The 26,221-nt window shown below is 74.3% G+C and carries 12 protein-coding genes; 6 read left to right on the top strand and 6 right to left on the bottom strand.

Going from position 1 to position 26,221, the window contains the following annotated elements:
- Nucleotides 1-188: 188 nt before the first annotated feature.
- Nucleotides 189-1,352 carry an aminotransferase gene (locus AB0D49_RS04115; RefSeq protein ID WP_362750311.1) on the top strand — a complete coding sequence of 388 codons (1,164 nt, stop codon included), beginning with the start codon at nt 189-191 and terminating at the stop codon, nt 1,350-1,352.
- Between the two features lie 15 nt (nt 1,353-1,367).
- Here AB0D49_RS04115 and vioC read toward each other — a convergent pair whose 3' ends face one another.
- Nucleotides 1,368-2,396, bottom strand: coding sequence for an arginine beta-hydroxylase, Fe(II)/alpha-ketoglutarate-dependent (gene vioC, locus AB0D49_RS04110; RefSeq protein ID WP_362750308.1), 1,029 nt, complete (start codon nt 2,394-2,396; stop codon nt 1,368-1,370).
- A gap of 251 nt (nt 2,397-2,647) precedes the next feature.
- Between vioC and AB0D49_RS04105 the strand changes: the two genes are divergently transcribed.
- Nucleotides 2,648-3,778, top strand: coding sequence for an aminotransferase class I/II-fold pyridoxal phosphate-dependent enzyme (locus AB0D49_RS04105; protein WP_362750305.1), 1,131 nt, complete (start codon nt 2,648-2,650; stop codon nt 3,776-3,778).
- A gap of 809 nt (nt 3,779-4,587) precedes the next feature.
- Here the strand turns inward: AB0D49_RS04105 and AB0D49_RS04100 are convergent.
- From AB0D49_RS04100 to AB0D49_RS04090, 3 genes are all read right to left on the bottom strand, one after another.
- Nucleotides 4,588-6,867, bottom strand: coding sequence for a M20/M25/M40 family metallo-hydrolase (locus AB0D49_RS04100; RefSeq protein ID WP_362750302.1), 2,280 nt, complete (start codon nt 6,865-6,867; stop codon nt 4,588-4,590).
- A 110-nt stretch (nt 6,868-6,977) separates the two neighbouring features.
- On the bottom strand, nt 6,978-9,401 hold the full coding sequence (locus AB0D49_RS04095; RefSeq protein ID WP_362750300.1) for a lantibiotic dehydratase: 2,424 nt from the start codon (nt 9,399-9,401) through the stop codon (nt 6,978-6,980).
- A 31-nt stretch (nt 9,402-9,432) separates the two neighbouring features.
- On the bottom strand, nt 9,433-10,956 hold the full coding sequence (locus AB0D49_RS04090; RefSeq protein WP_362750297.1) for an MFS transporter: 1,524 nt from the start codon (nt 10,954-10,956) through the stop codon (nt 9,433-9,435).
- 379 nt (nt 10,957-11,335) lie between these two features.
- Between AB0D49_RS04090 and AB0D49_RS04085 the strand changes: the two genes are divergently transcribed.
- Together AB0D49_RS04085 and AB0D49_RS04080 are read left to right on the top strand one after the other, a co-directional pair.
- On the top strand, nt 11,336-13,267 hold the full coding sequence (locus AB0D49_RS04085) for a fatty acyl-AMP ligase (RefSeq protein WP_362750294.1): 1,932 nt from the start codon (nt 11,336-11,338) through the stop codon (nt 13,265-13,267).
- Entirely contained in the window at nt 13,267-22,332 is a 9,066-nt protein-coding gene (locus tag AB0D49_RS04080) for an amino acid adenylation domain-containing protein (protein ID WP_362750291.1), read from the top strand. The genes AB0D49_RS04085 and AB0D49_RS04080 overlap by 1 nt, the downstream gene beginning before the upstream one ends.
- Here AB0D49_RS04080 and AB0D49_RS04075 read toward each other — a convergent pair.
- Both AB0D49_RS04075 and AB0D49_RS04070 read right to left on the bottom strand, forming a co-directional pair.
- A complete protein-coding gene (locus AB0D49_RS04075) occupies nt 22,316-23,302 on the bottom strand; it encodes a fatty acid desaturase (protein ID WP_362750287.1) in 987 nt (328 codons plus the stop codon). The genes AB0D49_RS04080 and AB0D49_RS04075 overlap by 17 nt on opposite strands.
- Before the next feature lie 427 nt (nt 23,303-23,729).
- Complete coding sequence (locus AB0D49_RS04070) at nt 23,730-24,407, bottom strand: VOC family protein (protein ID WP_362750284.1); 678 nt, start codon at nt 24,405-24,407, stop codon at nt 23,730-23,732.
- Nucleotides 24,408-24,489: 82 nt separating this feature from the next.
- On the opposite strand from AB0D49_RS04070, the gene AB0D49_RS04065 reads away from it, so the two are divergent.
- Nucleotides 24,490-25,197 (top strand): phenylalanine--tRNA ligase beta subunit-related protein, encoded by a 708-nt coding sequence (locus AB0D49_RS04065; protein WP_362750281.1) that lies wholly within the window; start codon nt 24,490-24,492, stop codon nt 25,195-25,197.
- A 182-nt stretch (nt 25,198-25,379) separates the two neighbouring features.
- Complete coding sequence (locus AB0D49_RS04060) at nt 25,380-25,958, top strand: dienelactone hydrolase family protein (RefSeq protein WP_362750278.1); 579 nt, start codon at nt 25,380-25,382, stop codon at nt 25,956-25,958.
- The last annotated feature ends 263 nt before the right edge of the window (nt 25,959-26,221 follow it).

The raw sequence follows: 26,221 nt of genomic DNA, 5'->3' as shown, positions 1-26,221 counted from the left end.
ACCGCCCCGCACCGACCCGCACCACCTGTGCCGTACCGCCCGCACCACCTGTGTCGTACCGCCCGCCCCGCCGTCCCGTGCCGCCGTCCTGTACCGCTCGGGGAGCACGTCCCCTGAAGAGGGGGATGGCGGTGGCGGGCGGCGCCGGGGAAGCTCAAGGTGATCAGCTTCCCCGAAGGAGAACCGGCGTGCGACTCACTCCCAGGACCCTGCTGCGCACCGACTCGCCCATCGGGGCGACGTACGCGCTGCTGGACGAGCGCGGGGCGGCGGGCGGCGCCGAGCTGCTCGACCTCGCCCAGGCGGCGCCCGCGTACCCGGCGGCCCCGGCGGTCGTCGACCATGTCGTGGACATCGCCCGGGACGCCCATGGCGCCGACTACGTCGACCTCGCGGGACTGGAGAAGCTGCGGACCGCCCTCGCCGACGAGCTGTCCCGGGACTACCGGGGGCGGGTCGACGCGGCGGACATCGTCGTGACCGCGGGCTGCAACCAGGCGTTCTGTCTGGCGGTCTCGGCCCTCGCAGAGCCGGGCGACGAGATCATCCTGCCGTTGCCGTACTACTTCAACCACGACATGTGGCTGCGGCTCGACGGGATCACACCGGTCCACCTTGAGCCCGGTCCCGGTCTGGTGCCGGACGCCGCGGCGGCGGAGGCCCAGATCACCCCGCGTACCCGGGCGATCGTGCTGGTCACGCCCGGCAACCCGACCGGGGTCACGATCCCGCCGCCGGAGATCGCCGCGTTCGCCCGACTGGCCGAGCGGCACGGGATCGCCCTGGTCCTGGACGAGACGTACCGCTCGTTCCGGGGCACGGACGAGCCGCCGCATCCGCTGTTCGCGGACCCCGGCTGGCGGGAGACGGTGGTCAGCCTGCACAGCTTCTCCAAGGACCTGGCGATCCCCGGCTACCGGGTGGGCGCGGTCGTCGCCCCGCCCGCGCTGAACCGGGAGATCATGAAGCTCCTCGACTGTGTCGCGATCTGCCCGCCGCGCATCGGACAGGAGGCCGCGTGGGCCGGGCTCACCGCCGCCGGGGCGTGGCGCCGGGACCGGGCGGCGGAGGCCGCCGCCAAGCGGGACGCCTTCGCGACGGCCATGGCGGACCGTCCCGGCGGGTTCGAGCTGCTCTCCGTCGGCGGCTTCTTCGGCTGGGTGCGCCATCCGTTCGCGGGGCGGCCGACCGAGGACGTGGTGCGCGAACTCCTGCTCAAGCACGACGTCCTGGTGCTGCCCGGCACGGCCTTCCACCCCGAGGACCACGGCACCCTGCGGGTCAGCGTCAGCAATGTGTCCGAGGCCGCCCTGCACGACTTCGCCGGCCGCCTCGCGGCGGCCGGCGGGTGAACCCCGGAGGGCAGGTCAGTAGATGACGCGGTCACCGGCCGCGGGGCGCCAGGCCCGTGACCCCCGCAGATTGCGGGTGATGTTGAGCCGCTTCAGCCAGCGGTCCGACCCGTCGAACCGGGCCTGGAACGACTTACGGCCGTGCACCGCGCGGAAGTTGTCGATGAACACCAGGTCGCCGGGGCGCAGCACGACGTCCTTCATCGCCTTCTCGATCTCCTCGCAGAGCTGCGTGAACGCCCGCCGACTGCGCTCCGGCCACCCCGAGGGGTCCATGTGGTACGGGTCGAGCGCCATGTACGGGTCGCTCCGGTCGCCGTAGAGCAGGGCGCGGGGCTGCGGGTTCTCGTTCCACTCCTGGATGAGCCGGAAGCTGCGCTCGCGCAGGGCGTCGATCCGGGGGTCGCCGGACGACGCCAGGCCCTGCTGGGGCTGGTGCGAGTTGTCGGGCATGACGGTGAACTCCGGCTCGAACAGGGCGTCCACGTCGAGGTCCGTCCAGTCCATGTCCGGCACGGTCGACACGACCGTCTCCACCGCGTCGGGGTTCTTGAGGCACATCAGCGCCACATAGTCGCCCCGGCAGGGGTGGAAGGCGTCCTCGGTGTGCCAGGACAGGTGCTGGAGGCTGTTGGAGCCGATCTCGTAGTGCTCGTGCCCCTGGATCGGCAGGACGTCGTGCATGATGCGCCCGTCCTGCTGGGTGGCCCAGCCGAAGACATCGCCGAGCGCGGTCGCGCACAGCAGGAAGAAGATCTCCTGCGGGAAGGACGGCGAGTCGAACTGGCTGTCGCGCCAGTGCTCGGGCGTCGGACCGAGCACCGCCTCGTCCACGTCCAGACCGGAGACCAGGCAGAGCGCCGACGGCTCCGCGAAGCGGAACTCCTCGAGGAAGGCCAGAAGGTGGGCGGGCAGTGCCTTCGCGAACACCGGGGCCCGGCGGATCAGCCCGGGGTTCTCGATCGTGTCGTACGCCGCCGCCAGCTCGGCCAGCATCGGGGTGAGCGCCGCGTTGTCCTCGGGTGTGAGCGCCAGGTGGTGCATGAATCCGTCCTCCCCCTTCCCGCCGCGGGACGTCTCCGCCCGCGGTCCGACGTGAACGGACCGGAGTCTAGGCGCGGACCGGAATGGCCCGCGGTCCCCGTTAGAGGGGACAGGCGCAGCGGGTGCGACTGTCCCCATAATTTCGGCAACGTGACAGTTTCTGCGGAGCCCAATCGCATTTTCGTGACGCCCGAAGCGGCTCAACAGTACGGCGAGCAGAAGGCATCCGGGGACTTATTGAAGGGCTGAGGATGACCGAAGTTGTCAATCTGACGACAATGGAAGTTGACGCGCTGATGGACGTCGACGGTGGGCTGAATCTCACCGACGGACACGCCCGGCTCGTTCTCACACCACAGCAGTCGGACATTGTCGCCCGTATTCCGGAAATGTTTGTGGAGGCCACCCGCCGGCCGTTCTCCGAAATCGAGCTGGCGGCTCACAAGGCGTTCTTCGGCGCCGTCGGCCAGCACACCGCACCGGTCGGTTCCGGCCGCATCCTCAGCTGCTACTCGTCGACGCTCGCCACGGACATCGTGGCCCGCGCGCTGCCCGCGGGCACGACGGTCGCGGTGCTGCACCCGACGTTCGACAACATCGCCGACCTGATGCGGACCCGGGGGCTCCAGCTCGTCCCGATGTCCGAGGAGGACCTCCTCGAGCAGCGCTGGCCGGGCGCCCCCGTCGAGGCGATCGTGGTGACGCTGCCGAACAACCCGACCGGGCTGATCACCCCGGAGGGACACCTCAGGTCCCTCGCGGAGCACGCGGCGCGCAACGGCCAGACGGTCATCATCGACGCCAGCTTCCGCGGCCAGGTCCGCGACGCCCAGTACGACACCTACGCGGTGCTCGACGCGGCGGGCTGCGCCTGGATCACCATCGAGGACACCGGCAAGCTGTGGCCGACGCACGAGCTGAAGATCGGTCTGCTCGCCTACAGCGAGCGCACCGACCTGCCGATCGAGTACGCCTTCTCCGAGTCGCTGCTCGCCGCCTCCCCGGTCGTCCTCCAGCTCATCACCGAGCTGGCCGGGGACTGGGTCGACGGCGGCTACGAGCGGGCGCGCGACCTGGTCGAACGCAACCGCGCCGTGGTCGAGGAGACGGTCACCGGGGCGGGCCTGAAGCTCGCCGACCCCGGCTCGCAGATCAGCGTCGCCCGGATCGAACTCCCCGCCGGGGGCCCCGACTCGGCGGTGCTGCACAAGGAGCTGCTGGCGCGCGGCGTCCATGTGCTGCCGTGCGCCCCGTTCCACTGGGCCGACCCGGACAGCGGGCTCCGCTTCATCCGGATCTCCCTGGCCCGCCCGTTCGAGACGGTCCAGACGGCCGTACGGGCGATGGCAGCGGCGTACCGGGACCTGACCCCGGCGACGTAGCGCCCGCGGCGCCCCGCGTCGGTGAGGACGCCTGGACGCGCAGATGCGGGGACGCCCTGACGCCTGGATGCCGGGCGTCTGGACGCCGGGCGTCTGGACGCCGGGCGTCTGGACGCCGGGCGTCTGGATATCGGACGACGAAGGCGGCACCGCCCCGGGAGACGGGGGGTGCCGCCTTCGTGTGGTGTAAGGCGGTGGCGTCCGGCGAGGGGCGTGCGCACGGCGGGTGTGTCCGGCCCGGGGGCCATGGCGGTCCCCGCCGGCGGCCGGTGCGCCCGGCGACGGGACTCCGGGCGGTCCGTCCCTCCGACGGCGGGTACCCGCAGGCGGACACCCCCAGCGGTCCCTTCGGACGACGGATGCCCAGCGCGGTCCGTCGCGAGGCTGGTGCCCTCGCCGGTCGCCTACGACGCCAGGTGCCCGGAGCGGTCCCGTCCGGCCCGGGGGCACGGCGGTCCCTCCGGCGGCGGGACCGGTGACGGGTGCCCGCCCCGGGCCGTGCGGCGGCGGGCGCCCACGGGAGTCCGTCCGGCGACGGGTACGCACGACGACCGCGTCCGGCGGCGGATACCGACCGCCGTCCCGTACGGAGCCGCGCGCCCAGCGCCGTCCCCTCCGGCGCCCCGCGCCCACCGCCGTACCCTCCGGCGCCCCGCGCCCACCGCCGTCCCAGTCGGCGCCGCGCGCCCCCGCCGTCCCCTCCCGGCGCCCCGCGCCCACCGCCGTACCCTCCCCGGTGTCCCGGGGCGTGTGGGCGGTCCGGGCGGGCAAGGGAGGTGGCCCGGCCGGACCGCCCCGTTCAGGGCGGGTCAGTGGGTGAAGGTGCGGACCACGAAGGTCTGGCCCGCGACCGACGGCCAGCCCGCCCAGCTCTGGTCGGCGGCGGGTTCGGGGGCGCCGACCCCGGCGGGGAGGCCCACCGCGGTGGTCACCACGCGCAGCGGCAGCGGGCCCTCGCCCCGGGCGCGGACGACGAGGTCGAGGCCGTCGGCGGGCGGCGCCGCGTAGGTGAACCCCCATCCCCAGTCGCCCTGGGGATGGTTCTGGCCTCCGGGCAGCTCCGCCCCCTCGGCGGTGGCGCCGAGGATCTCGTGGTCGCGGGTGTCGGCGTACACGGCGAGGCTGTGGATGCCCTCGGGCACGGTGACGCGTACGCGGACGGTCCGGACGCCGCCGTCCTCGGTCGCCGAGGCGTCCTCGGCGCGCGGGACGGCCAGCGGGGCGGTCTCGGCGGCGCCGTTGGGCAGGGCGACGCCGGAGAGGGGCGGGACGCGGTCGTCGTAGCGGACGGGGTTCTCGGTGAGGAGTCCGCCGACGGTGGGGTCGGCGGCGTCGCCGAGGCTGACCCAGCTCGCCTTGCCGGTGTCGGCCTCCAGGACGTAGCCGAGGCTGAGCGCCTCGGGCTCGTCGGCGCTGTAGCCGTCGAGGGCGGCCCCCACGCCGAGCGTGGCGGTGCCCGCGACCGCCGCGGTGAGCATCGCCGCGGTGGCGACCCGTTTACGCGGCAGGGGTTCCACCAGGCACAGCAGCGTGCCCGCGACGAACGCGGCGAGGACCAGCGGCACAGCCACGGCCGACAGACCCAGCGTGGGCAGCAGCAGCAGCGCGACCGGCACGACCAGTGCCACGGCCGGTACGGCGGCCACCGCCGCGGCGAGGGGCCGCCAGGGCGAGGTGCGGGCCGTCCGGCGGAGCAGTACGGCGACGGCGGCGAGGCCGGCCAGGGCGGGCCAGGTGAAGAGATAGGCGGCGCCGGGCAGCAGGACGGCGCACACCACCGCGAACAGCGCGAACCAGCCGAGCACGGCGACCGTGACATCGAGCGGCGACGCCGTGCGGCGGGCCCACCGGTACCAGCCGCCGAGCAGCACCAGCAGGAGCAGCGCCTCGCCGACCGCGTACCGCCCGAGGTGGTGGACGCTGCCCGCGGTGAGCACGAAGTCGGGGCGGACCCACGCCAGTACGAACCAGGCGGCGAGTCCGAGCACGGCCGCGCCGAGCAGGGTCAGCGGGAACGTGGCGGCGGCCCGTCCGACACCGCCCGGGGCGAGGCCCGCGCGGCGGCCGGTCCACAGCAGCAGCGGTACGGCCAGCAGCGCCACCGCGGCGAGCGGCAGGACCAGCCACGCCGGGTAGGAGACGACCGTGCCGAACACCGAGAAGTACGTGGCGTCGGCGCCGGTGTCGGCGAGGTCGTCGTCCGCCAGTTGACGGACCGCGCCGAGCGCGCTGTCGCCCATGTCCTGGACGGACCCGGCATCGAGCCGCTCGATGTCGTCATGGGCGGTGTGGTAGTGGGCGGCGCCCTGCATGAAGGCGAAGTTGAGGCCCCGCATCCCGGCCTCGTCGAACACCGTCAGATCCGTGTCGTGCGGCAGCAGTCCGTAGACCTCGTCGGCGAGGGAGGTGGTGAACGCGCCCGCCTCCCGGACGGCGGGGGTCAGTCCGGTGCCCGCCATCTGGAACATGACGGCGGGTCCGGAAACGCCCCGGGCCTCCAGGTTGAGCACCACGGTGGGCTGGTCCCCGGTCGCCGCGTCCACGTACGCCTGGGCGCCGAGCAGTCCGTGCTCCTCACCGTCGGTGAAGAGGAACTCGACGTCGTTGCGCGGCTCCGGTCCGGCCGTGAGCACCCGGGCGATCTCCAGGATCGCGGCGACATTGGCCCCGTTGTCGGCGGCGCCGGGGCCGGTCGGCACCGAGTCGTAGTGGGCGACGAGCAGGACCCGGCCGGTGGACCGCTCGCCGGGCAGCGTGGCGTGCACGTCGGAGACCGTGCCCGCGCCCGCCGGGGCGTCGTCGGCGGGCCGGACGGCGACCCGGGTCAGCACCTCGGGCCGCAGGCCCAGCGCCCGCAGCTCGCCGACGAGGTAGTCCCGCACGTCCGCCTGCGCGGCCGAACCCGTCGGGTGCGGGACCTTCGCGATGTGGTCGAGTCTGCCGAGGGCGCGATCCGCGGAGAAGTCGCCCTCGGCGGCGGAGGCCGGGCGGGGGTCGGGGGTGAGCAGCGGCAGGGTCGCCGCGACACCGGTGAGGAGCAGGAGCAGGAAGGCGGCCAGGGCCGGTATCCGTCTCCGCAGAATCGTCATGGCCTGCACAGTCGTACCTCGCGACGGAATGGGCGACGGAATGGGCGACGGGATTTGCGACGGGGTGGGTGACGGGATGGGTGACGGGGTGGGCGGCGAAGTAAAAGGGGTCAGTGGGCCGGCGGGCGGGGGGTCGTCGCGTCGACGGCTACGATCCGCAGCTCGGCGGTGTACCGCTCGCCGGTGCGGTCCCGCAGCCAGAGCCGGTCGGTGTCGGGGAGCATCTCGGAGAGGGTGAAGCCGCCGGTGCCGGTCTCGGCGGTCCTGCGCACCGATTTGGCCAGCAGGTTCACCAGCGCGAGGCTGCGGAAGTCCACGGCCATCGGCTTGCGTTCGACCGGCACCCGGTAGAAGCCGCGCTCGGGCAGACCGTGCCGGGCGCGCCAGGCGCGGGCCGCCGCGTACCGCCGCTGTTCGTCCTTGACGAACGCCCAGTCGCAGTCCGCCGCCGGGAAGGTCCACGCCTCGCGTTCGACGACCAGCCGGTCGATGCTGACCCGGGGGCGGTGGCGGGTCCCGCCGAGCGGGCTGAAGGCGTTGGCGGTGAGCAGGGACAGCGGTTCCCCGATCACTTCGAGGAACGGGTAGGTCCGGTCGTCGGCGCGGTGGCGCACCCGCAGTCCGTCGTCGCCCTGCCGCTCCACCACCAGATCGGCGACCGAGAGGGTGGTGGCGTCCGGGGGCGCGTCGAAGGAGTCGGAGCCGATCGACAGATAGGTGTACTGCGGCAGTCTCAGCTGGGCCGCGCGTGCCATCCGGGAGGTGGTCAGGGTGGCGTCCATCCGGGGGACGATCATCATCCGGCGGTCCATGCCGGAGGCGGCGGCGCTGGCCCGCAGCCGGTCGGGGTCGGGGTGCTGGGAGACGAAGAGCTGGCTCTCCAGGGTGTTGATGGCGCAGTGCATCTCGCCCACGACGAAGTCCACCTCGCCCCGGGCGGCGGCCTCCGGGCTGTCCGCCATGATCATGATGTCGGGCGAGTTCCAGCGGGCGGAGCTCCACAGCGGTGCCCCGGTGGCGAACTCCCGGGCCGCCCTTCCGGCGATCTCGGCGGCGCCGACCTGGTGGTGACGGGTGTCCGCGAGGGCCTCCAGGGGCAGGGCGAGGACCCGGCGCCAGCGTTCCCGGAACTCGGCGACCACCTCGTCGACCAGTTCCGAGCCGACATTGTCGGTGGCGAGCCGGGCGACCTCGGGCAGCAGCGCGGTGAGCATCTGGAGCAGCGGCATCGTCTCGGCGCCGCCGCGGGCCAGTTCGCGGTCGAGGATCTGGCGGGCGCGGGCGAGATAGCGCTCGCCGATGGTGTGGGCCAGCCAGCGCGCGCTGTCCAGGAGCAGCCCGAGGGGCGGAGCGAGGCGGTCGGTCACCGCGCGTCCGATGCGCAGGTCGACGTCCCGGACGGTGTCCTCGTAGACCAGGGTCCGGCCCGCGTAGGTGCCGCCCGCGCGGCGGGTGGCGGAGGCGGTGGTGAGGCGTTCGAACTCGGTCGCGAGGTGCCGGGTCGCGCTCAGCAGCCGGTCCGGGTCCCCGGCCGCGGCGGCGACCTCGGCGCGGGCGGCGAGGAGGACGTCGAGCGGCTGGGCGGCGCGGTCCCGTACGGCCGGGTCGCCGATCCGGGCGATCCGGTCGGCGAGGTCCCGCTCGGGCTCGGGGACGAGCCCGCCCGCGAGGTCCATCCGGACGATGTCGAGATCGCGCAGCTTCAGCAGGGCGGTCACGGTCTCCAGGTCGAGGGGGGTGCCCGCGATGTCGCCGACGGTGTGCCGGCCGTCGCACCGGTCGAGGACCCGTGCCTCCCGCGCGGTCAGGGTGACCGGCTTCTGGAAGGGCAGTTGGACCGTCCAGCCGGTGCGGGAGGCGGCGGGGGCGGTCCGCGGGACCAGCCAGGGCAGGACCTCCCGGCGGGCGCCGATCGCCTGGGCGAGTGCCTCGATGGCCCAGCCCTCGAAGTAGGTGGTGCGGCGGTCGACCAGTGCGGGACCGGGCGTCAGCGTCAGACCGGTCTCCTCCGGGCCGATACGGGCCCAGCCGACGGGGCCGAAGAACCCGACCGTGTCGTTCTTCAGGCAGTAGCGCTGGAGGTAGGTGACGATGGTCAGCTCGTGGTACCGGCCGCGCACATTGCGGGGCTCACCGGCCGCCGCCTTGTCCAGGCAGTTGTGCACCAGCGCCGGGTTCTGCCAGGTGACCGCCTCCCGGAAGGCCGGGTCGGCGGCGGTACGGCGGACGACCGCGCTCAGCCGGGCGGCGGCGGCCTGGAACACCTTGGCGTAGTGCGCGCGGGACGTCTCGTCCCCGGCGTCGAACTGGTCTGCGGCGGTGGCGAGTTCGCCGTCGCACAGCTCGCCGATCCGCTCCGCGGGGAACCCGGCGCTGCGCAGCGCGGCGTCCCCCCACAGGTCCCAGCCGGAGGCGCCCAGCGGCAGCCGCCGGTGGTGGTGTCCGGTACCGGCGGTACCGGCAGGGCTAGTAGGGCCGGTAGGGCTGGTGGGGCCAGTGGGGCTAGTAGGGCCGGTGGGGTTCGTGCTGCTCATACGCGGGGCCCTCGTTCCGTGTCGCGGCGGGTCATCGGTCGGAGACCGGCTGGGGCGCGGGGCCCGCCGCGGTCTCCCGGTCCGGGTGCCCGGCCGCGCCCGGGGCGTCGGGGGCGTCGGGGCTGTCGGGGCTGTCCTGGTCCGCGCCTTGGTCCGGGCCCTGGCCCGTACGCCGGTCGGCGCCCAAGCCCGCGCCCAAGTCCGCGCCCCCGTCCCCGTCGCCGTCCGGACCCGCGCCGGTGTCCCCGGTGCCCCCGGTGTCCCCCGGGACGGGCCCCGTCGCCTTGGTCACCTTGTCCGTCAGCCCGCGCAGCCCCGGCGTCAGATAGCCGACCGCGGCCGTCGCCAGCACCAGCAGCCCGAGCAGCCCGAACAGCAGCGCCATACCCCGCCCGGGGCCGGTGCCCAGGACATCGCCGACGCTCCCGGCGAGCGCGCCGTCCGTCGCGAGCAGCGGCTCGAAGACCCGGTCGGCGACCGGTCCGGCCAGGAGGTAGCTGCCGCACAGGACGGTGTTGGTCACCATGTTGAAGGTGGCGAACGCCCGGCCCTGGAGGTCGGGTTCCACCTCGGTGCCGATGATGCTGCGCGAGGTGCCGTCGATGATCATCGAGCAGAACATGAAGCCGAACGCGGCGATCGCGACCAAGGTGACGCTGGGTTGCAGCGAGCCGAGGCAGAGGAACAGGCCGAGCGGGATCGCGAAGCCCGCGGTGCCGTGGACCCGGCGCCGGGGGCCGCCCCAGGACGCCATGGTGACGCTGCCGAGGACCAGGCCGACCCCGCCGACCGTGAGGACCACGCCCAGCGCGGAGACCGAGGCGAAGCTGATCACCATCGGGGTGATGAGGATGTCCACGAAGCCGACGCTGAGGTCGAGCGCCGCGTAGAACCCGGCGAGGGTGAGGAGCGCCCGGTTGCCCGCCAGGACCCGCCAGCCCTGCGCGATCTCACCGCGCAGCGACCCCTTGCCCTCGGTCCCGGCCTGCGAGCGGGGCGGGGTGGGGATGCGGACCAGGAAGAGCACGACGACATTGAGGAGGAAGGTCGCACAGTCGAGGAACAGCACACCGTCGAGGCCGATGCCGAGCATGAGCGCACCGCCGAGCGCCGGTGCCACGGTCTGGCTGACGGCGGTGGCGACGCCCATCAGGCCGTTGGCCCGGCCGATCTGCTCCTTGGGCGCGAGCAGCACCACGACCGAGTTGAGCGCGGGGACCTGGAGGGCCCGTAGCGTCGACCGGATCACGGTGGTGACGAAGATGTGCCACGGTTCCAGCGAGCCGGCCGCGAAGAGCAGCCCCAGCGTCAGGGTGGTGCCGATCCCCACCGCGTCGCCGACCAGCAGGATCAGCCGGCGGTCCCAGCGGTCCACGAGCGCCCCGGCCAGCGGGGAGAACACGATGCCGGGCAGGAAGGCGAGCACGAACGTGAGGGCGAGCTGGGTGGTCGACCCGGTTTCGAGATAGACCCACACCCCGAGCGCGAACCCGGTGAGCGCCGAGCCCGTCATCGTGACGAGGCTGCTCGCCCAGATCACTGTGAACTTCCGCATGTGCGACCGCCCCCTCCACGGTGTATGTCGAGTCGGGACCGCAGCCCCGCCGCCCGGGACGTGCGTCCGTGCCGTGCCGTCCGGGGCGTACGGCGCCCGACGGACCCTGCACCCGGCCATGTTCACGGATCGGGCCGCCGCGGGTGCACCCCCCGTTTCATGGGACGCCCGCCCCCTCCGACAGGCGATTACCTTCCTCGGCATGGTGTGGGCTGCCGCCCGTACGACGCCTTGCCGGACCGCGGGTGGCACCCCCATCGGTCTCGGGCCTCGGCGAGGACGGCGCCGCGAGCGGTGCGCCCGCGGTGTGCGGGGCCCTGTCCGGTCTGCCGAATCCCCCGGTCAGGCCGTCGGATCGCATTGCTCGGGAGGGCCCCTGATGATCGGCCGTGCCAACCTTCTGGTCGACATACTTCACTCCCGGGCCGACCGGGACCCGGACGCCACCGCCTATGAACTCGTCGGCCGGGACGGGTCGGGCACCGCGCTGAGCTACCGGGCGCTCGCCGGGCGGGCGTCCGCCCTGGCCGGGGAGCTGGCCGGGGGCGGTGACGGACCGGTGCTGCTGCTGTATCCCGCCGGTCTGGACTATGTGGTCGCGGTGTTCGCCGCGTTCCTGGCGGGCCGGCCGGTGATTCCCGCGTACCCGCCGAACCAGTCGTCGCTGCCGGACCGCAGACGGCTGTCGGGCATCGTCGAGGACGCCCGTCCCCCGCTGGTGCTGGCGCCGGAGCGGCATCCGGGCGTCCCGGGCGCCGCGTTCCTGACCGTGCCCGGCGCGGAGGCCGAGGACACCGCCTGGTTCCGCCCGCCGGGTGCGGAGGAGCAGCGGATCGCCATCGTGCAGTACACCTCCGGCAGCACCGGGCAGCCTCGTGGTGTCCTGGTCCGGCACGACAGTGTCGCCGCGAACACGGCGGCCATCGCGGAGGCGTTCGGGCTGACCGCCGCCTCGCGCGGGATGACCTGGCTGCCGCCGTACCACGACATGGGGCTCATCGGCGGGCTGCTCGCGCCGCTGTCGGCGGGCATCCCGGTCCGGGTCATGCCGCCGGAGGACTTCCTGAAGGCGCCGCTGTCCTGGCTGCGGCAGATCTCCGAGCACGGCGTCACGGCCAGCGGCGGCCCCGACTTCGCGTACCAGCTGTGTGTGCGCCGGGCGCACGACGACGCGGCGCTGGAGGGGCTCGACCTGTCGGGCTGGAGCGTGGCCTTCAGCGGCGGCGAGACGGTCCGGCAGCGGACCATGGCGGCGTTCGCGGAGCGCTTCGCGCCGGTCGGTTTCACGCCCGGGGCGTTCGTGCCCTGCTACGGGCTGGCGGAGGCGACGCTGATCGTCAGCGCGGGCCACTGGTCGGGGCCGACGGCCGACGCCACGGTGAGCTGCGGCACCGCGGTGACCGGCCAGCATGTCACCGTCGTGGACCCGGACACCGGCGCGCCGAGCCCGGAGGGCCAGGAGGGCGAGATCTGGATCGCCGGACCGCACATCACCCCCGGTTATCTGTCCGCCGACGCCGATGGGCTGTTCGGCGAGCTGGACGGGGAGAGGTTCCTGCGCACCGGGGACCTCGGGCGGCTGCGGGCGGGCGAACTGACCGTCACCGGACGGGCGAAGGACGTCATCGTGTTCCGGGGCGCCAACCACCACGCCACGGACGTGGAGGCGCCCGCGCTGGAACTGCTCGGCCGCCGGGCGGGTACGGCCGCCGCGTTCCTGGTCGACGGGGTGTCCCCGTGCCCGGTGCTGGTCCTGGAGGTGCGTGGCGAGCGGACCCCGGAACTCGCCGCCCAGGTGCGTTCGGCGGTGCTCGCGGGCACCGGACTGCCGCTCGGTCTGGTGGTCCTGGTGCCGCCCCGCGCGGTGCCGCGCACGTCCAGCGGCAAGGTACGGCGGTCGCGGTGCCGGGAGGAGTTCCTCGCCGGGGCGTTCGCCGACGCGGTCGTCGACGACCCGGACCGGCTCGGGGGCCTCTCCTCCCCCGCGCCCGACGCTGCCGCGCAGACGGCGACGGCGGCCGAGCTGACCACGCTGATCTGCGGGGTCGTCGCCGCGATCCGGGACATCCCGGAGTGCCGCCCGACGGACGCGCTGCTCGATCTGGGCCTCGACTCGGTGCTGGCCGCCGAGGCGGCGGCGGTGCTGGAGGACGCGCTGGAACTGCCGGTGCCGCTGGGGACGGTGCTGTCCGCGGCGACCGCGGCGGACGTGGCGGACGCGCTGGTGAAGGAGTGGCTCGCCGACGGGCGGGCGCAGGACGCGGTGCTCCACCGCGTCCTGACCGTGATCAAGGGCGAGGCGGCGGCGTGATGGATCTGACGACTGGACGCGACCTGGTGGCCCGCTGGCGCGCGGCCCGCAGCACCGGCGGACCCGCCGCGCTCAGCCCCGCCCAGCAGGGCATCTGGCTGTTCGAGGGGCTGCATCCGCACACCCCGGTGTTCAACCTCGCCTTCGCGGCCCGGCACACGGGACCGCTCGACCAGGACCGGCTGGACGCGGCGGTCACCGCCCTGATCGACCGTCACCCCGCCCTGCGCAGCACCTTCACGGCGGGACCGGACGGCCCCCTGCGCACGGTGCACACCGGGCCCGCGGCACCGGCGACGCGCTGGACCGACCTGCGGGCCGACCCGGGCGCCGCCGAGCGGCTCGCCGAGGAGACCGCCGCCGCCCCGTTCGACCTGGGCCGGGCGCCGCTGGTGCGGGTGCACGGCATCCGGGTCGCCGACGGGGAGCACCTGATCGTCCTGGTCACCCACCATCTGGTGTGCGACGGCGGTTCGCTGCGCGTCCTCCTCGGTGAGCTGGAGCACCTCTACGGCGGCACGCTGCCGGTCCCGGCGGCGGACGTCCCCGCCAAGGTCGCCGACCCCGGCCATCTCGCGTACTGGACGGAGCGGCTGGCCGGGCTGCCCGTGCTCGACCTGCCCACCGACCGGCCGCGCACGGCGGACGCCGGTTTCGCCGCCGGTTCCGTCCCGGTGGAGCTGCCCGGCGCGCTGGTGGCCGCCGCCGAACGGCTGGCGAAGGCGGAGGGCACCACCCTGTTCACGGTGCTCCTCGCCGCCTACCAGCTGCTCCTGGGCCGCCACACCGGGCAGCGGGACTTCGGCGTGGGCACGGCGGAGGCGGGCCGCGCCCGGCCGGGCCTGCACGGCACCGTCGGACTGCTCGCCAACCCGCTGGTGCTGCGCACCGATCTGTCGGGCCGCCCCACCTTCCGGGAGCTGGTGCGGCGCGCGAAGGACACCTCTCTGGCCGCCCTCGCGCACCGCGACGCGCCCTTCGAGGAGGTCGTCGCCGCGCTCGCGGACGGCCGCCGGATGGACCGCGATCCGCTGTTCCGCACCCACTTCGTCTTCCACGGCGAGTTCACCGCCCCCCGGCTCGGCGGCGCCCCGCTGCGCCCGGTCGCCCTGCGCCGCCCGGCGCTCCAGCACGATGTGGAACTCCATCTGTGGCGCGACGGTGAGCGGCTGTGGGGGGCCTGGGACTACCACGCCGGGCTGTTCGAGGCGCCGACCGCGGCCCGGATGTCCGAGCGGCTGGGGGTGCTGCTCACCGAGGCCCTCGCGGACCCGGACGGGATCGCCGCGCATCTCGATCCGCACACCGCCGACGACCGCGCGTTCCTCGCCCGGTGGGGCGCCGGACCCCGGCCCGCCGCCGGACCGGCCCGGCTCACCGATCTGTTCGCCGCGCAGGCCGCCCGCGTCCCGGACGTGCCCGCCGTCACCGACGCCCACCGGCAGCTCACCTACCGGGAGTTGGACGAGCGCTCCAACCGGCTCGCCCATCTCCTGCGGGCGGACGGCACGGGCGTCGGGGACATCGTCGGCATCCAGCTGCCGCGCACCGCCGATCTGGCCGTGGCGATGCTCGGCGTCCTCAAGGCGGGCGCCGCGTATCTGCCGCTCGACCCGGCGTATCCCGCCGAGCGTCTCGCGTTCATGCGCGAGGACAGCGGGGCCCGGACGATCCTCACCGCGCTGGACCAGGAGGCCCTGGACCGGCAGCCCGTGACGCCGGTGACCGGCACCGGGACCCGGCCGGACTCGCTGGCGTACGTCCTGTACACCTCGGGTTCGACCGGGAACCCGAAGGCCGTCATGGTCACCCACGCGAGCACGGTGGAGCTGGTGCGGTGGGGGCTGGACACGTACAGCGAGCCGCAGTTGTCGCGGGTGCTGGCCTCCACGTCGATCTGTTTCGACGTGTCGGTGTTCGAGTTCTTCGGTCCGCTCGGCGCGGGCGGCACGGTCGTCGTCGTGGACGATCCGCTCGCCCTGCTCGCCCCGGACGCGCCCGACGTCAGCATGGTCTGCACGGTGCCCACCGCCGCGCGGGAGCTGGTCGCCGGGGGCGGGCTGCGCGGCACGCCCAAGGTGATCGGTCTCGGCGGCGAGGCCGTGCCGGGCGCCCTGGTCGAGGACCTGTACGCGACCGGTGCCGTGGAGGCCGTCTACAACCTCTACGGGCCGAGCGAGGACTCCACCTACTCGACCTGGGCGCGGATTCCGCGCGGCGAGCGGACCCCGGCGATCGGGCTGCCGCTGCCGCACGAGGACGCCCGTGTCCTGGACACCGAGCTGCGCCCGGTGCCGGTGGGCGCCGTCGGGGAGCTGTATCTGTCCGGCGCGGGCCTGGCGCGCGGCTATCTGAACCGGCCCGCGCTGACCGCCGCCCGTTTCGTCGCCGACCCGTTCGCCCCCGGCCGCCGCATGTACCGCACCGGCGACCTGGTCCGGTACCGCCCGGACGGCCGGCTGGACTACCTCGGGCGCCAGGACTTCCAGGTCAAGGTGCGCGGACAGCGGATCGAGCCCGGCGAGATCGAGGCGGCCCTGCGCCGCCACCCCGGGGTGGACGACGCCGTCGCCACCCTGCACGGCGACCGGCTGGTCGGCTATGTGGCCGCCGCCGACCCGGGCACGGTCGATGTCGGCGCGCTCCGGGACGGGCTGCGCCGGACCCTGACCGACGCGATGGTGCCGTCCGCGTTCGTGGTGCTCGACGCCCTGCCCCGCACCCCCAACGGCAAGGTCGACCGGCGTGCCCTGCCCGCGCCGGTGCGGACGGGCAGCCGGGGCGGACCGCCCCGGGGCGCGGCCGAGGAACGCGTCGCCGAGGTCTGGCGCGAGGTGCTCGGTGTCACCACCGTCGGCAGGGACGACGACTTCTTCGACCTGGGCGGGCACTCCCTGCTCGCCGGGCAGGTCCTCACCCGGCTGCGGGAGCGCGCCGGGCTCGACGGCTCCGTACGGCTGCTGTTCGAGCGGTCGGTGCTGTCCGAGCTGGCGGCGGCGCTGACGGACGCCGGCCCCCGGGCGGTGCCCGCCGCGGCGCCCCGCCGCCCCGGCCCGGACGGCACCACGACCGCCCCGGTGACCACCGGTCAGCAGCAGCTGTGGTTCCTGTGCCGGATGGACCCCGCCGCCCACCGGGCGTGGCTGATGCAGGGCTCGCTGCGCCTCACCGGCGCCCTGCGCCCCGACCTCCTGGACCAGGCGCTGCGCACGGTCGTACGGCGGCACGAGGCGCTGCGCACCACGTTCCGCGAGGTCGACGGGGAGCTGCGGCAGGTCGTCCACCCCGAGCCGCTCGACGGGCTGCGGCGGGTGCGGCTGGGCGCGGAGTCGGAGCTTGCGGACCTCGCCGAGACGGCGGCGGCCGGGCTCGATCTGGACGCGGGGCCGCTGCTCACCGTCCATCTGGCCGAGCTGGGCGCCGAGGAGCACGTCCTGCTGCTCACCGTGCACCACCTGGTCGCCGACGGCTGGTCGCTGGCCGTGCTGGGCGACGAACTCGGCCGCGCCTACACGGCCCTGACCGAGGACCGCGCCCCCGAGCTGCCCGCGCTGCCCCTCCAGTACGCCGACTACGCCACCTGGCACCGGGAGGCCCTGGACAGCGGCGCCCTCGCGCCGCACATCGCCTACTGGCGCGAGCAACTCGACGGCGCCGCCCCGCTGGAGCTGCGCACCGACCGGCTGCGCCCGGCCCGCCCGAGCTACCGGGGCGCGCTGGTGCGCCGCCGGGTCCCCGCGGATGTGGCGCGGCGGCTGCACGCGCTGGGCGCGGAGCACGCGGCCAGCCCGTACACGGTGCTGCTCACCGCGTTCCTGGTGCTGCTGCGCCGGCACAGCGAGCAGAGCGACATCACGGTCGGTTCGCCCGTCGCGGGCCGCGGCCACAGCGACGTCGAGCGGCTGATCGGGTTCTTCCTGCACACCGTGGTGGTGCGGGCCGAGGTCCGTGACGACGCCGGGTTCACCGAGCTGCTCCAGCAGGTCCGCCGGACCGTGCTCGACGCCCTCGACCACCAGGACGCCCCGTTCGAGGCGATCCTCGCGGAGCTTGACCTGCCCGCCCGCGGCCCGAGCCGCACCCCGCTGTTCGACGTGATGTTCAACTACCTCAACCAGCCCGGGTCCGGGTTCACCGCGCCCGGTCTGAGGGCCGAGCAGCTCGCGGCCGAGCGGCTGCCCGCCAAGTACGACCTGGAGCTGTACGCCGAGGACCTGCCCGACGGCACCGTCGATCTGCTGCTCAGCTACAGCGAGGACCTGTTCGACCCGGACACCGCCGAGGCGGTGCTCGGCCGGTATGTCACGCTGCTCGCCCAGGTCGCGGCCGACCCCCGCCGCCCGGTGGGCGCGCTGCGCCTCACCGACGGCACCGGCATCTCGCTGACCGCGTCCGTCGCCCCGCCGGGCGCCACCGTGGCTGACGGGTTCCTGGCGCAGGTGGCGCGCCGGCCCGGCCATGCCGCGCTGTGGACGCCGGATGTCACCCTCAGCTACGCCGAGACCGACCAGCGCGCCCGGCTGCTGGGCGGCGCCCTGCGGGAGCGGGTCGCGGCCCGGCACGGCCGGGTCGGCATCCTGTGCGGCCAAGGTGTCGAGGTGCCGGTGGCGATGCTCGGCATCATGGCCGCCGGGCACGCCTACATGCCGCTGGACACCAGCGCGCCCGCGGGCCGGCTGTCCCAGCTGATCGAACTCACCGACGCCGACGCGCTCGTCACCGACCGCGCGAACCGGGCGCTGGCCGAGCAGATCGCCGGGGACCGCCCGGTGCTCGACGTGGCCGACACCTCCGCGCCCCCGCTGGAGTCCTGGACGCCGCTCGACCCGGACGCCGTCGCGTACGTCCTGTTCACCTCCGGCTCCACCGGGCGGCCCAAGGCGGTCCTCCAGAGCCACCACAACGTGGCCCGGCATGTGTACGCCTACGCCGAGGTGCTCGGTGTGCGGGAGAGCGACCGGCTCACCATGGTCTGCTCCTACACCGCGGACGGCGCGGGCCAGGACCTGTACTCGGCGCTGGTGCACGGCGCCACCGCCTGCCCGATGGATCTGCGCCGGGACGGGGCCGAGGCGGTCCGCGAGACCCTGGCCCGCTCGGGGGCGACCGTCTACCACTCCACGCCGACCGCGTTCCGTGAACTCGCCACCGCCGCCGGGGCCGCCGACTGGCCGGACACCCTGCACACCTGCGCGTACGGCGGCGAGAAGCTCACCCGCGACGACGTCACCTTCGTCCAGCGCAAGCTGCCCGACTGCCGGATCGTCAATGTCTACGGGCTGACCGAGTGCAGTGTCGCGCTGATGCACGTCATCGAGCCCGGCGCGGCACTCCCCCGGGCCTCGGTGTCCGTCGGACGCCCGATCCCCGGCGTCGACGTCCACCTTCGCGGCGCGGACGGCCGCCCCGCCGAACTCTTCGGCGAGATCATCTGCTCGGGGCCGTCGCTGGCCCTGGGCTATCTCGACCCCGCCCAGACGGCGGCCGTCTTCCACGACGGTCCCGAGGGCCGCAGCTACCACACCGGCGACCTCGCCTGGCTGCTGCCCGACGGCTCCCTGGAACTGGTGGGCCGCCGTGACGGCCAGGTCAAGCTGTGGGGTCACCGGGTCGAGACCGGCGAGGTCGAGGCGCGGCTGCGCGCCCTGCCCGGGGTCACCGACGCCGCCGTCGTCCCCGTCACCGACCCGGCCGGGCAGCTCCAGCTCGCCGGGTACTTCACCGGACCGGCCGAAGGCGCCGAGCTGCGCGCCGAGTTGTACGCGATCCTGCCGCACTACATGGTGCCCCGGGTGCTCGTCCCGATGGCGGCGCTGCCCTACACCCGGACCGCGAAGATCAGCCGTACCGAGCTGCCCGCGCCCGACTGGTACGCGCCCGCGCCGACCGCCCCGCCCCGCACACCCACCGAGCAGGCCATCGCCGATGTCATCGGGGAGGTCCTGGAGGTCCCGGCGGTCGGCCGGCAGGACAACTTCTTCGACCTGGGCGGGCAGTCGCTCCAGGCGTCGAAGGTGGTGGGCCGGCTGCGCGAGACCCTCGGGGTGGAGGTCTCCGTCCGGCAGGTCTTCGAACTGGGCACGGTGGAACGCATCGCCGCCGCCCTGACGCCCGGCCGCCCGGCGATCGAGCCGAGCCCGGCGGGCGCCGAGGCGGTGCTCTCCTACGACCAGCGGCGGCTGTGGCTGGAGGACCAGCTGCGCTCCTCGGTCGCGTACAACGTGCACGGACGGCAGCGGCTGCTGGGCACGCTGGACGTGCCGGTGCTGGAGCGCAGCATCCGGGCCGTCATCGCCCGGCACGAGACGCTGCGCACCACCTTCCCGGTGGTGGACGGCCGGACCGTGCAGTCGGTGGCCGACCCGGACGGCTCCTGGCGGCTGGCCACCGAGGACCTCACCGGCTTCGCCGGGGACCGTGAGGGCGCCGCGCTGAAGCTCGCCGACGAGCAGGCCACCACCGCGTTCGACCTGGCCCAGGGGCCGCTGTTCCACTGTCTGCTGGTCCGGCTCGGCGACGACGAGCACCTGCTGAGCATCACCATCCACCACATCGTCTCGGACGCCTGGTCGATCCGGCTGTTCCTCGGCGAGCTGTCCCGGCTGTACGAGGCGGGCGGCGACCCGGACGCCGCGGGGCTCACGCCGCTGCCGGTGCAGTACCGGGACTACGCGGCGTGGCAGCGCGCCTGGCTGACCCCCGAGCGGCTGGAGGCGCAGCTCGGCTACTGGCGCGAGCACCTCGACGGCGGCCCGGCCGCCGTGGACCTGCCGGTCGCGCGGCGCCGCTCGCCCGCCCAGGGCGCCGAGGGCGGCCGGGTGTGGGCCCGGCTGACGCCCGAGGAGACCGCCGCGCTGCACGCGCTGTGCCGGGCCCATGGCGTCACCCCGTTCATGCTGCTGCTGACCCTGCTGGCCACGGTGGTGCGGCGCTGGTCGGGCCAGGACGACCTGGTGGTCGGGGCGCCGGTCACCACCCGCAGCGACGCGGCGACGACGGACCTGATCGGCTTCTTCGTCAACACGCTCCCGCTGCGCGTGGACCTCTCCGGCGACCCGGCGTTCGACACCCTGCTGCGCCGGGTGCGCGGGGTCGCCCTCGACGGGTACGCGCACAACGAGGACACCCCGTTCGACGTGCTGGTCAACGAGTTGAAGGTGCCCCGCGACCCGCACCACACCCCGCTGTTCCAGATCGTCCTGAACATGGTGGAGAGCACCGCCGAGGACTGGGAGCTGGCGGGCGTGTCGGTACGGAACGTGGAACCCCCGGCCCTGCCCAGCAAGTTCGACCTCGCGCTGACCGCGCACATGTCCGACGGCGGGGTCCGCTTCGAGCTGGTCCACCACCGGGACCGGTACGACACCGCGCTGATGCGCGCGCTGCTGGACCAGATACGGACCCTGCTGGCCGGGGTCGCCGCCGACCCGGCGCTGGGCATCCTGGAGTACCCGCTCCAGGCGCCCGGCGAGACTCCCGCAGCCCCGGCTGCGATGGTCGACGGACGCCCCGTCAGCCCCGCCCCCGACGCCATCGCGCTGACGGACGCCGCCGGGTCGTGGACGTACGCGCAGGTGTACGCGGCGGCCGAGCGGGTCGCCCGCGCTGTCGCCGAGCGGGCGGAGCGCCCGGAACACGAGGACGGGGAGGTGGCCGTGATCAAGCGGCGGACAGCGGGCTTCGCCGTGGCCGGGCTCGGCTGCGCCCTGGCGGGCGTCCCCTTCTCGGCCGTGGCCGCCGACCCGGCGCTGGCGCACCACCCGCTGATCACCACGGTCCTCGACCCGGCCCCCGGCGACGACACACCCGAAGGGGCGATCGACGTACGGCAGTTGCTCGGGGAGGTGGCGGGCCCGGCCGGGGACGCGGCCGTGCCCGCCGTGGCGGACTGGACGCTCGGGCGCTACGGGCTGGGCCCGCGCGACCGGTTCGCCGTGCTCCAGGACGGCTCCGGGGCCCTGATGTGCGCGTTCCACGCCTCCCGGGCCGCCGGTGGCACGCTGGTGGTGCCGGACGGGACGGCCACCAAGGACCCCGGGGCGCTCGCCGCCTGGCTGCGGGACACCCCGGTGACCGTGCTGTACCTGACCGCGCCGCAACTGCGGGACCTGGCGGCGCACGAGGTGCGGCTGCCTGCGCTGCGGCGGGTGTTCCTCGCCCATGACGGCAGGCTGACCGCGCACGATGTGGAGCTGGCGCGCCGGGTGGCGCCGTCCTGCGGGGTCAGCGCCCTCTACCGGGTGGGCGCCACGGGCCGTCCGCTGGCCGTCTTCGACGTGCCGGACGGCTGGTCCGCGGAGACCGCCCCGCTGCGGGTCCCCCTCGGCACGGCGCTGGACGGCTCCGGTACCGAGGTGATGGACGCGGCGGGCCGTCCGGTCGCGCCCGGGGAGATCGGGGAGATCCGCTCCGCCGCCGGACGCACCGGCGACCTGGGGCGCCGGCTCCCCGACGGGACGCTGGAGTTCGCCGCCGCCGCGGGCTCCCGTACCGACCTGGTGGAGGCGGTCGCGGCGCTGCGGGACCTGCCCGCCGTCCGGGACGCCCTGGTGACCGAACTCGCCGGGCCCGACGGCCGGGTGGACCTGGTCGCCTTCGTCGCCGCCGAGGAGGACGCGGTCAGCCTGTCCGAGCTGCGCGGCCATCTCACCGTCCGGCTCGCGGAACGGCTGACGCCGCAGCGGCTGGTGCTGCTGGACCGGCTCCCGCTCACCCCCGACGGCGACTACGACCTGATCGCCCTGCCCGACCCGGCCGGGAACGACCCGGCCGACCTGTATGTCGCGCCGCGCACCCCGGTGGAACGCCAGTTGGTGGAGATCTTCGAGGAGCTGCTCGGTATCGAGGGGGTGGGGGTCCACCAGACCTTCTTCGAGCTGAACGGCTTCTCGCTGCTGGCGACCCAGCTGGTCTCCCGGATCAGGGAGACGTTCCGGATCGAGCTGGCGCTGCGGGAGGTCTTCGAGTCGCCGACGGTGGAGAGCCTGGCCCAGCTGATCGTCCGCTCCCAGGCCGGACAGGCGGACGCCGCCGCCCTGGAGGCGCTGCTCAGCGAGCTGGAGTAGCCCCGCCCACCCGGGGGGTGTCGAGTACGCCCCGGCGGAGCCGTATCCGCCGGGCGTACTGCGGGTCCCGCTCCATCAGCATCCGGTGGGTGCGGCGCAGCGCGTGGTGGGGGATGCCCGGCCACAGATGGTGGACCGTGTGGTAGCCGTCGGCGTGCGGATGGACGAGGACGCGTTGCAGCAGCCCGATGTTGGAGATGGTGGCCTCGAAGACGGTGTCGCAGTCGGAGTAGACGTGTTCGTCCGCCTCGGCGACGAGCCGCAGCACCGGCAGCGCCCCGAACGCCGACACCAGCCACAGCCCTTCGGCGGCGAGCGCCGCGCCCGGCCCGGCGACCAGCGCGGCGGGCAGGGCCACGCACACCGCGCTCCACAGCAGCGTGGCGGCGGTCACCGCCAGGTCCGACCCGACCTCGCGCAGCCAGCCGAGCTGGTAGGGCACGACCCGGCTGCGCAGGGACCCCAGGAACGCCAGGGCCGACGAGCGCCGTATGCCCTCCAGGTCGAGTGCGGTGTAGCGCTGCCGGTCGGGGTCCTCGAAGGTGCCGAACCTGCCGTGATGGCGCAGATGGCTCTCCCGGTAGGCGGCCAGCCGCCCGCCGGTGGGCAGCCCGGCCAGCGCGAAGCCCAGGACGTCGTTCCACCGGCGGTGGCGGCGCGCCCAGTTGTAGTGGGACGCCTCGTGCGTGAGGTTCTCCAGCGCCCGCAACTGCCGGGCGACGACGGCGCAGCCGGCCAGGGCGAGCGGCAGCGCCGCCCACAGGGTCAGGGAGACCAGCGCCCAGCCGCAGGCCACGGTCACCGCGACGGCGACGAGTACGTCGAGGGCCGCGCAACTCGCGGTGAGCAGGGGGCGGGTCCGGTGCGCGGCGGCGATCTCGGCGCGCAGCGCCGGGGGCGGACGGTATCCCTTCCGGTACGGCCTCTCGTCCTCCGGTCGGGCAACAGGGCGTGTCTGGCGCGTCGTCATCGGTTCCCCCCCGGCAGCAATGGAGCAGTCCGGCTCTTGCTGGGGGGAGCGTTCGGATACCTCGCACCGCTGTCGGCATTCACGCCGAGAATGCGGAGCGTCGGACATGGTGATACACCTGGCGGAAACTCGGCGGAGTTCCACGGAGTTCCACCCATGCGCTGTCGACGTCCGCCGTCACGGCGAACAGTAACCGTCCGTCAGCTCGTCAACTTCTCGCCTCAGCCAGTCCCTTACGCATTCGCGGCGACAATGACCGCGAATACCCCGCAGCGCTTCCCTGTCCCGAGCGATGCTATAGACCTGCGCCATTCGGTTCCTGTCCCCTTTACCGGGGACCTTTGACAGGGAGCTTTGCCGGGGCGCTTTGCCGGGGACCTTTCCCCGGGGCCCGCCTTCGGCCGTGGTCGGCCTTCGGCCAGGTTCCCTAAATGCGGCCGAGGGCCGTGCACACACAGACCCGGTTGCCGTCGGGGTCGGCGAGGACGGTGAACGCCGGGGCGTGGCTGTCGTCGTACACCGTGCCCCCGGCGGCGAGCGCGGCGGCGATCCGGCCGGGGGCCGCCTCCGGCGCCAGCCAGAGGTCGAGGTGCCAGCGCTGCGGGGGAACGGGGCGGACCTCGGTGTGCTGGAACCAGGTGCTGGGCACCCGGTTCGTCGGGTCGAACACCGTGTCGGACACGGGCGCGTTGGCGGGATCGCCGGTGAGGAGCGCCGCCCAGAAGGGTCCCGAGACCGCCACCGAGGGCGCGTCGAGGACCAGTTCGAGCTGGGTGACCTCGTCGGGCACGGCCCGCAGCCCGTGCCGCACCGCGAGCGCGCTGATGGCGCGGGCCCGCTCCAGCTCCCTGTCCGTCACCCGCCGCCGCCCGCCGTCCGGGTGCACGGTGTAAAGGGTCACGTCGACGTATCCGGGGCCCAGCCGGATGTCGGGGATCTCGTAGCGGGCGGCGGCTGCCTCCCGGGTCACGGCCGCCACGAATCCGGCGCCGGTGACGGCGTCCGCGCCCCGGAACCGGGCCACGAGCGGCTGGGCGAGCCTGCGCCAGTCGGCGAGTTCGGTATCGATGGCCGCGAGGACGTCCTGGACTCCCAGTACATGCATACCTGCCATGATGCTCGACCGGGGCACGGCCGAACCGGGCCCGCCCCCGACGCCCGCCACTGCCCCGAGGAACGCCGCTCCCATGACTGTCTTCCGTATCGCCCCCACCGTCGCCGACGCCTTCCCCGGCACAATGATCGCCCTGGTCGTCGCCACCGGACTGCGCGGCCAGGGGCCCTGGCCCGACACCGCCCGCGCCCTGGCGGACCTGGAAGGACAGCTCGCCGACGGCACCTGGAGCCCGGCCGACGAGAGCGATCCCCGGATCGAGGCATGGCACACCGCGTACCGCGCCTTCGGCACCAACCCGCGCCGGCTGCGGCCCAGTGTCGACGCGCTCGGCCGCCGGATGGCGAAGAAGGGCGATCTGCCGCGCATCAACCCGGCCGTGGACTCCTACAACAGCGTCTCCGTCCGGCACGGACTGCCCGCAGGCGCCTTCGACCTGGACCAGGTCGAGGGGGACATCGCCATCCGGTACGCCACCGGCGACGAGGAGTTCACCCCGCTCGGCGAGCCGGACACCGTCGAGCACCCCAAGCCCGGCGAGGTCGTCTACACCGACGCCGGGGGCGTCCTGACCCGCTGCTGGAACCACCGTGACGCCCACCGCACCCGGGTCACCGAGGACTCCACCCGCGTCGCCTTCATCCTGGAGACCGTGCAGGAGCCGCGCGACGGACATCTGCTCAAGTCGGCGGCGACGGAGCTGCGGGCCCTGCTCGACCCGCACGCGGACCGCACCGACCTGCACCACCTCGGCCCGGCCGTCCCCGAGATCACTGTGTGAGACCCGCCCACCGGCGCCGGGCGGCGGGGCGCCGCCCGGTATTCGGCCATCTGATCGGGCCGGTCCGCGGCCCACGGAGCCGGGGGCCGCGAACCATACTGGTGCCGCGGTGCCACCGGGGCACCGCGACACCCAGAGCACGCAGAGCACGCAGAGCACGCAGAGTACGAGGAGCGCACGACATGGCCGAGGTACTGGTCTTCCACCACGGGCACGGGCTGACCGCCGGCGTCCGTGACTTCGCCGGGCAGCTGCGCCGGGCCGGGCACACCGTCCATGTCCCGGACCTGTTCGAGGGCCAGGAGTTCGCCACCCTGGAGGAGGGCGTCGACTACGCCGAGGGCATCGGCTTCGACACGCTCGTCGAGCGCGGCACGGCCGCCGCCGGGGAGTTGCCCGCCGAACTGGTCTACCTCGGCTTCTCGCTCGGCGTGCTGCCCGCCCAGAAGCTGGCCCAGACCCGCCCCGGCGCGAAGGGCGCGCTCCTGCTGGAGGCGTGTATGCCGGTCTCGGAGTACGGCGACTCCTGGCCCGGGGACGTGCCCGTCCAGGTCCACGGCATGGACGCCGATCCCTTCTTCACCGAGGAGGGCGACCTGGAGGCGGCCCGTGAGCTGGTCGCGTCGGCGGCGGAAGCCGAGCTGTTCCTCTACCCCGGAGACCGGCATCTGTTCACCGACGGCAGCCTGGCGACGTACGACGAGGAGGCCGCGACCCGGGCCACCCGGCAGATCCTCGACTTCCTCGACCGCGTCAAGTAGCCCGCGCCTCGCCCCCCTTCCGCCGCCGGGAACGACGGGCGGACGTCCATGCCGCCTGGCGTGATCCCGCCGCCGCCCCGGCGTCCCTCACACGTCGTCCACATCCGTCACCGGTCGTCCGTGACCGGCCGTCCGCCGTTCACGAACGGATGATCGCATTGTGCCGGCGGGTGTAAAGCAATTTCCTCCCGGCGCACCCCGGATTCGGCACGAACACCAATGCCGGAATTCGGTGACTTCCCCGCTCAGCCGGTCTCCTTCAC

Origin of the sequence: Streptomyces sp. NPDC048290 (genome assembly GCF_040652095.1) — a bacterium.
GTDB lineage: Bacteria > Actinomycetota > Actinomycetes > Streptomycetales > Streptomycetaceae > Streptomyces.
This window is presented reverse-complemented; position numbering and strand designations above follow the sequence as displayed.

Coding starts and splice junctions, on each gene's coding strand:
- vioC (WP_362750308.1), bottom strand. CDS start 2,396: ATGCACCACCTGGCGCTCACACCCGAGGACAACGCGGCGCTCACCCCG.
- AB0D49_RS04105 (WP_362750305.1), top strand. CDS start 2,648: ATGACCGAAGTTGTCAATCTGACGACAATGGAAGTTGACGCGCTGATG.
- AB0D49_RS04100 (WP_362750302.1), bottom strand. CDS start 6,867: ATGACGATTCTGCGGAGACGGATACCGGCCCTGGCCGCCTTCCTGCTC.
- AB0D49_RS04095 (WP_362750300.1), bottom strand. CDS start 9,401: ATGAGCAGCACGAACCCCACCGGCCCTACTAGCCCCACTGGCCCCACC.
- AB0D49_RS04090 (WP_362750297.1), bottom strand. CDS start 10,956: ATGCGGAAGTTCACAGTGATCTGGGCGAGCAGCCTCGTCACGATGACG.
- AB0D49_RS04085 (WP_362750294.1), top strand. CDS start 11,336: ATGATCGGCCGTGCCAACCTTCTGGTCGACATACTTCACTCCCGGGCC.
- AB0D49_RS04080 (WP_362750291.1), top strand. CDS start 13,267: ATGGATCTGACGACTGGACGCGACCTGGTGGCCCGCTGGCGCGCGGCC.
- AB0D49_RS04075 (WP_362750287.1), bottom strand. CDS start 23,302: ATGACGACGCGCCAGACACGCCCTGTTGCCCGACCGGAGGACGAGAGG.
- AB0D49_RS04070 (WP_362750284.1), bottom strand. CDS start 24,407: ATGCATGTACTGGGAGTCCAGGACGTCCTCGCGGCCATCGATACCGAA.
- AB0D49_RS04065 (WP_362750281.1), top strand. CDS start 24,490: ATGACTGTCTTCCGTATCGCCCCCACCGTCGCCGACGCCTTCCCCGGC.
- AB0D49_RS04060 (WP_362750278.1), top strand. CDS start 25,380: ATGGCCGAGGTACTGGTCTTCCACCACGGGCACGGGCTGACCGCCGGC.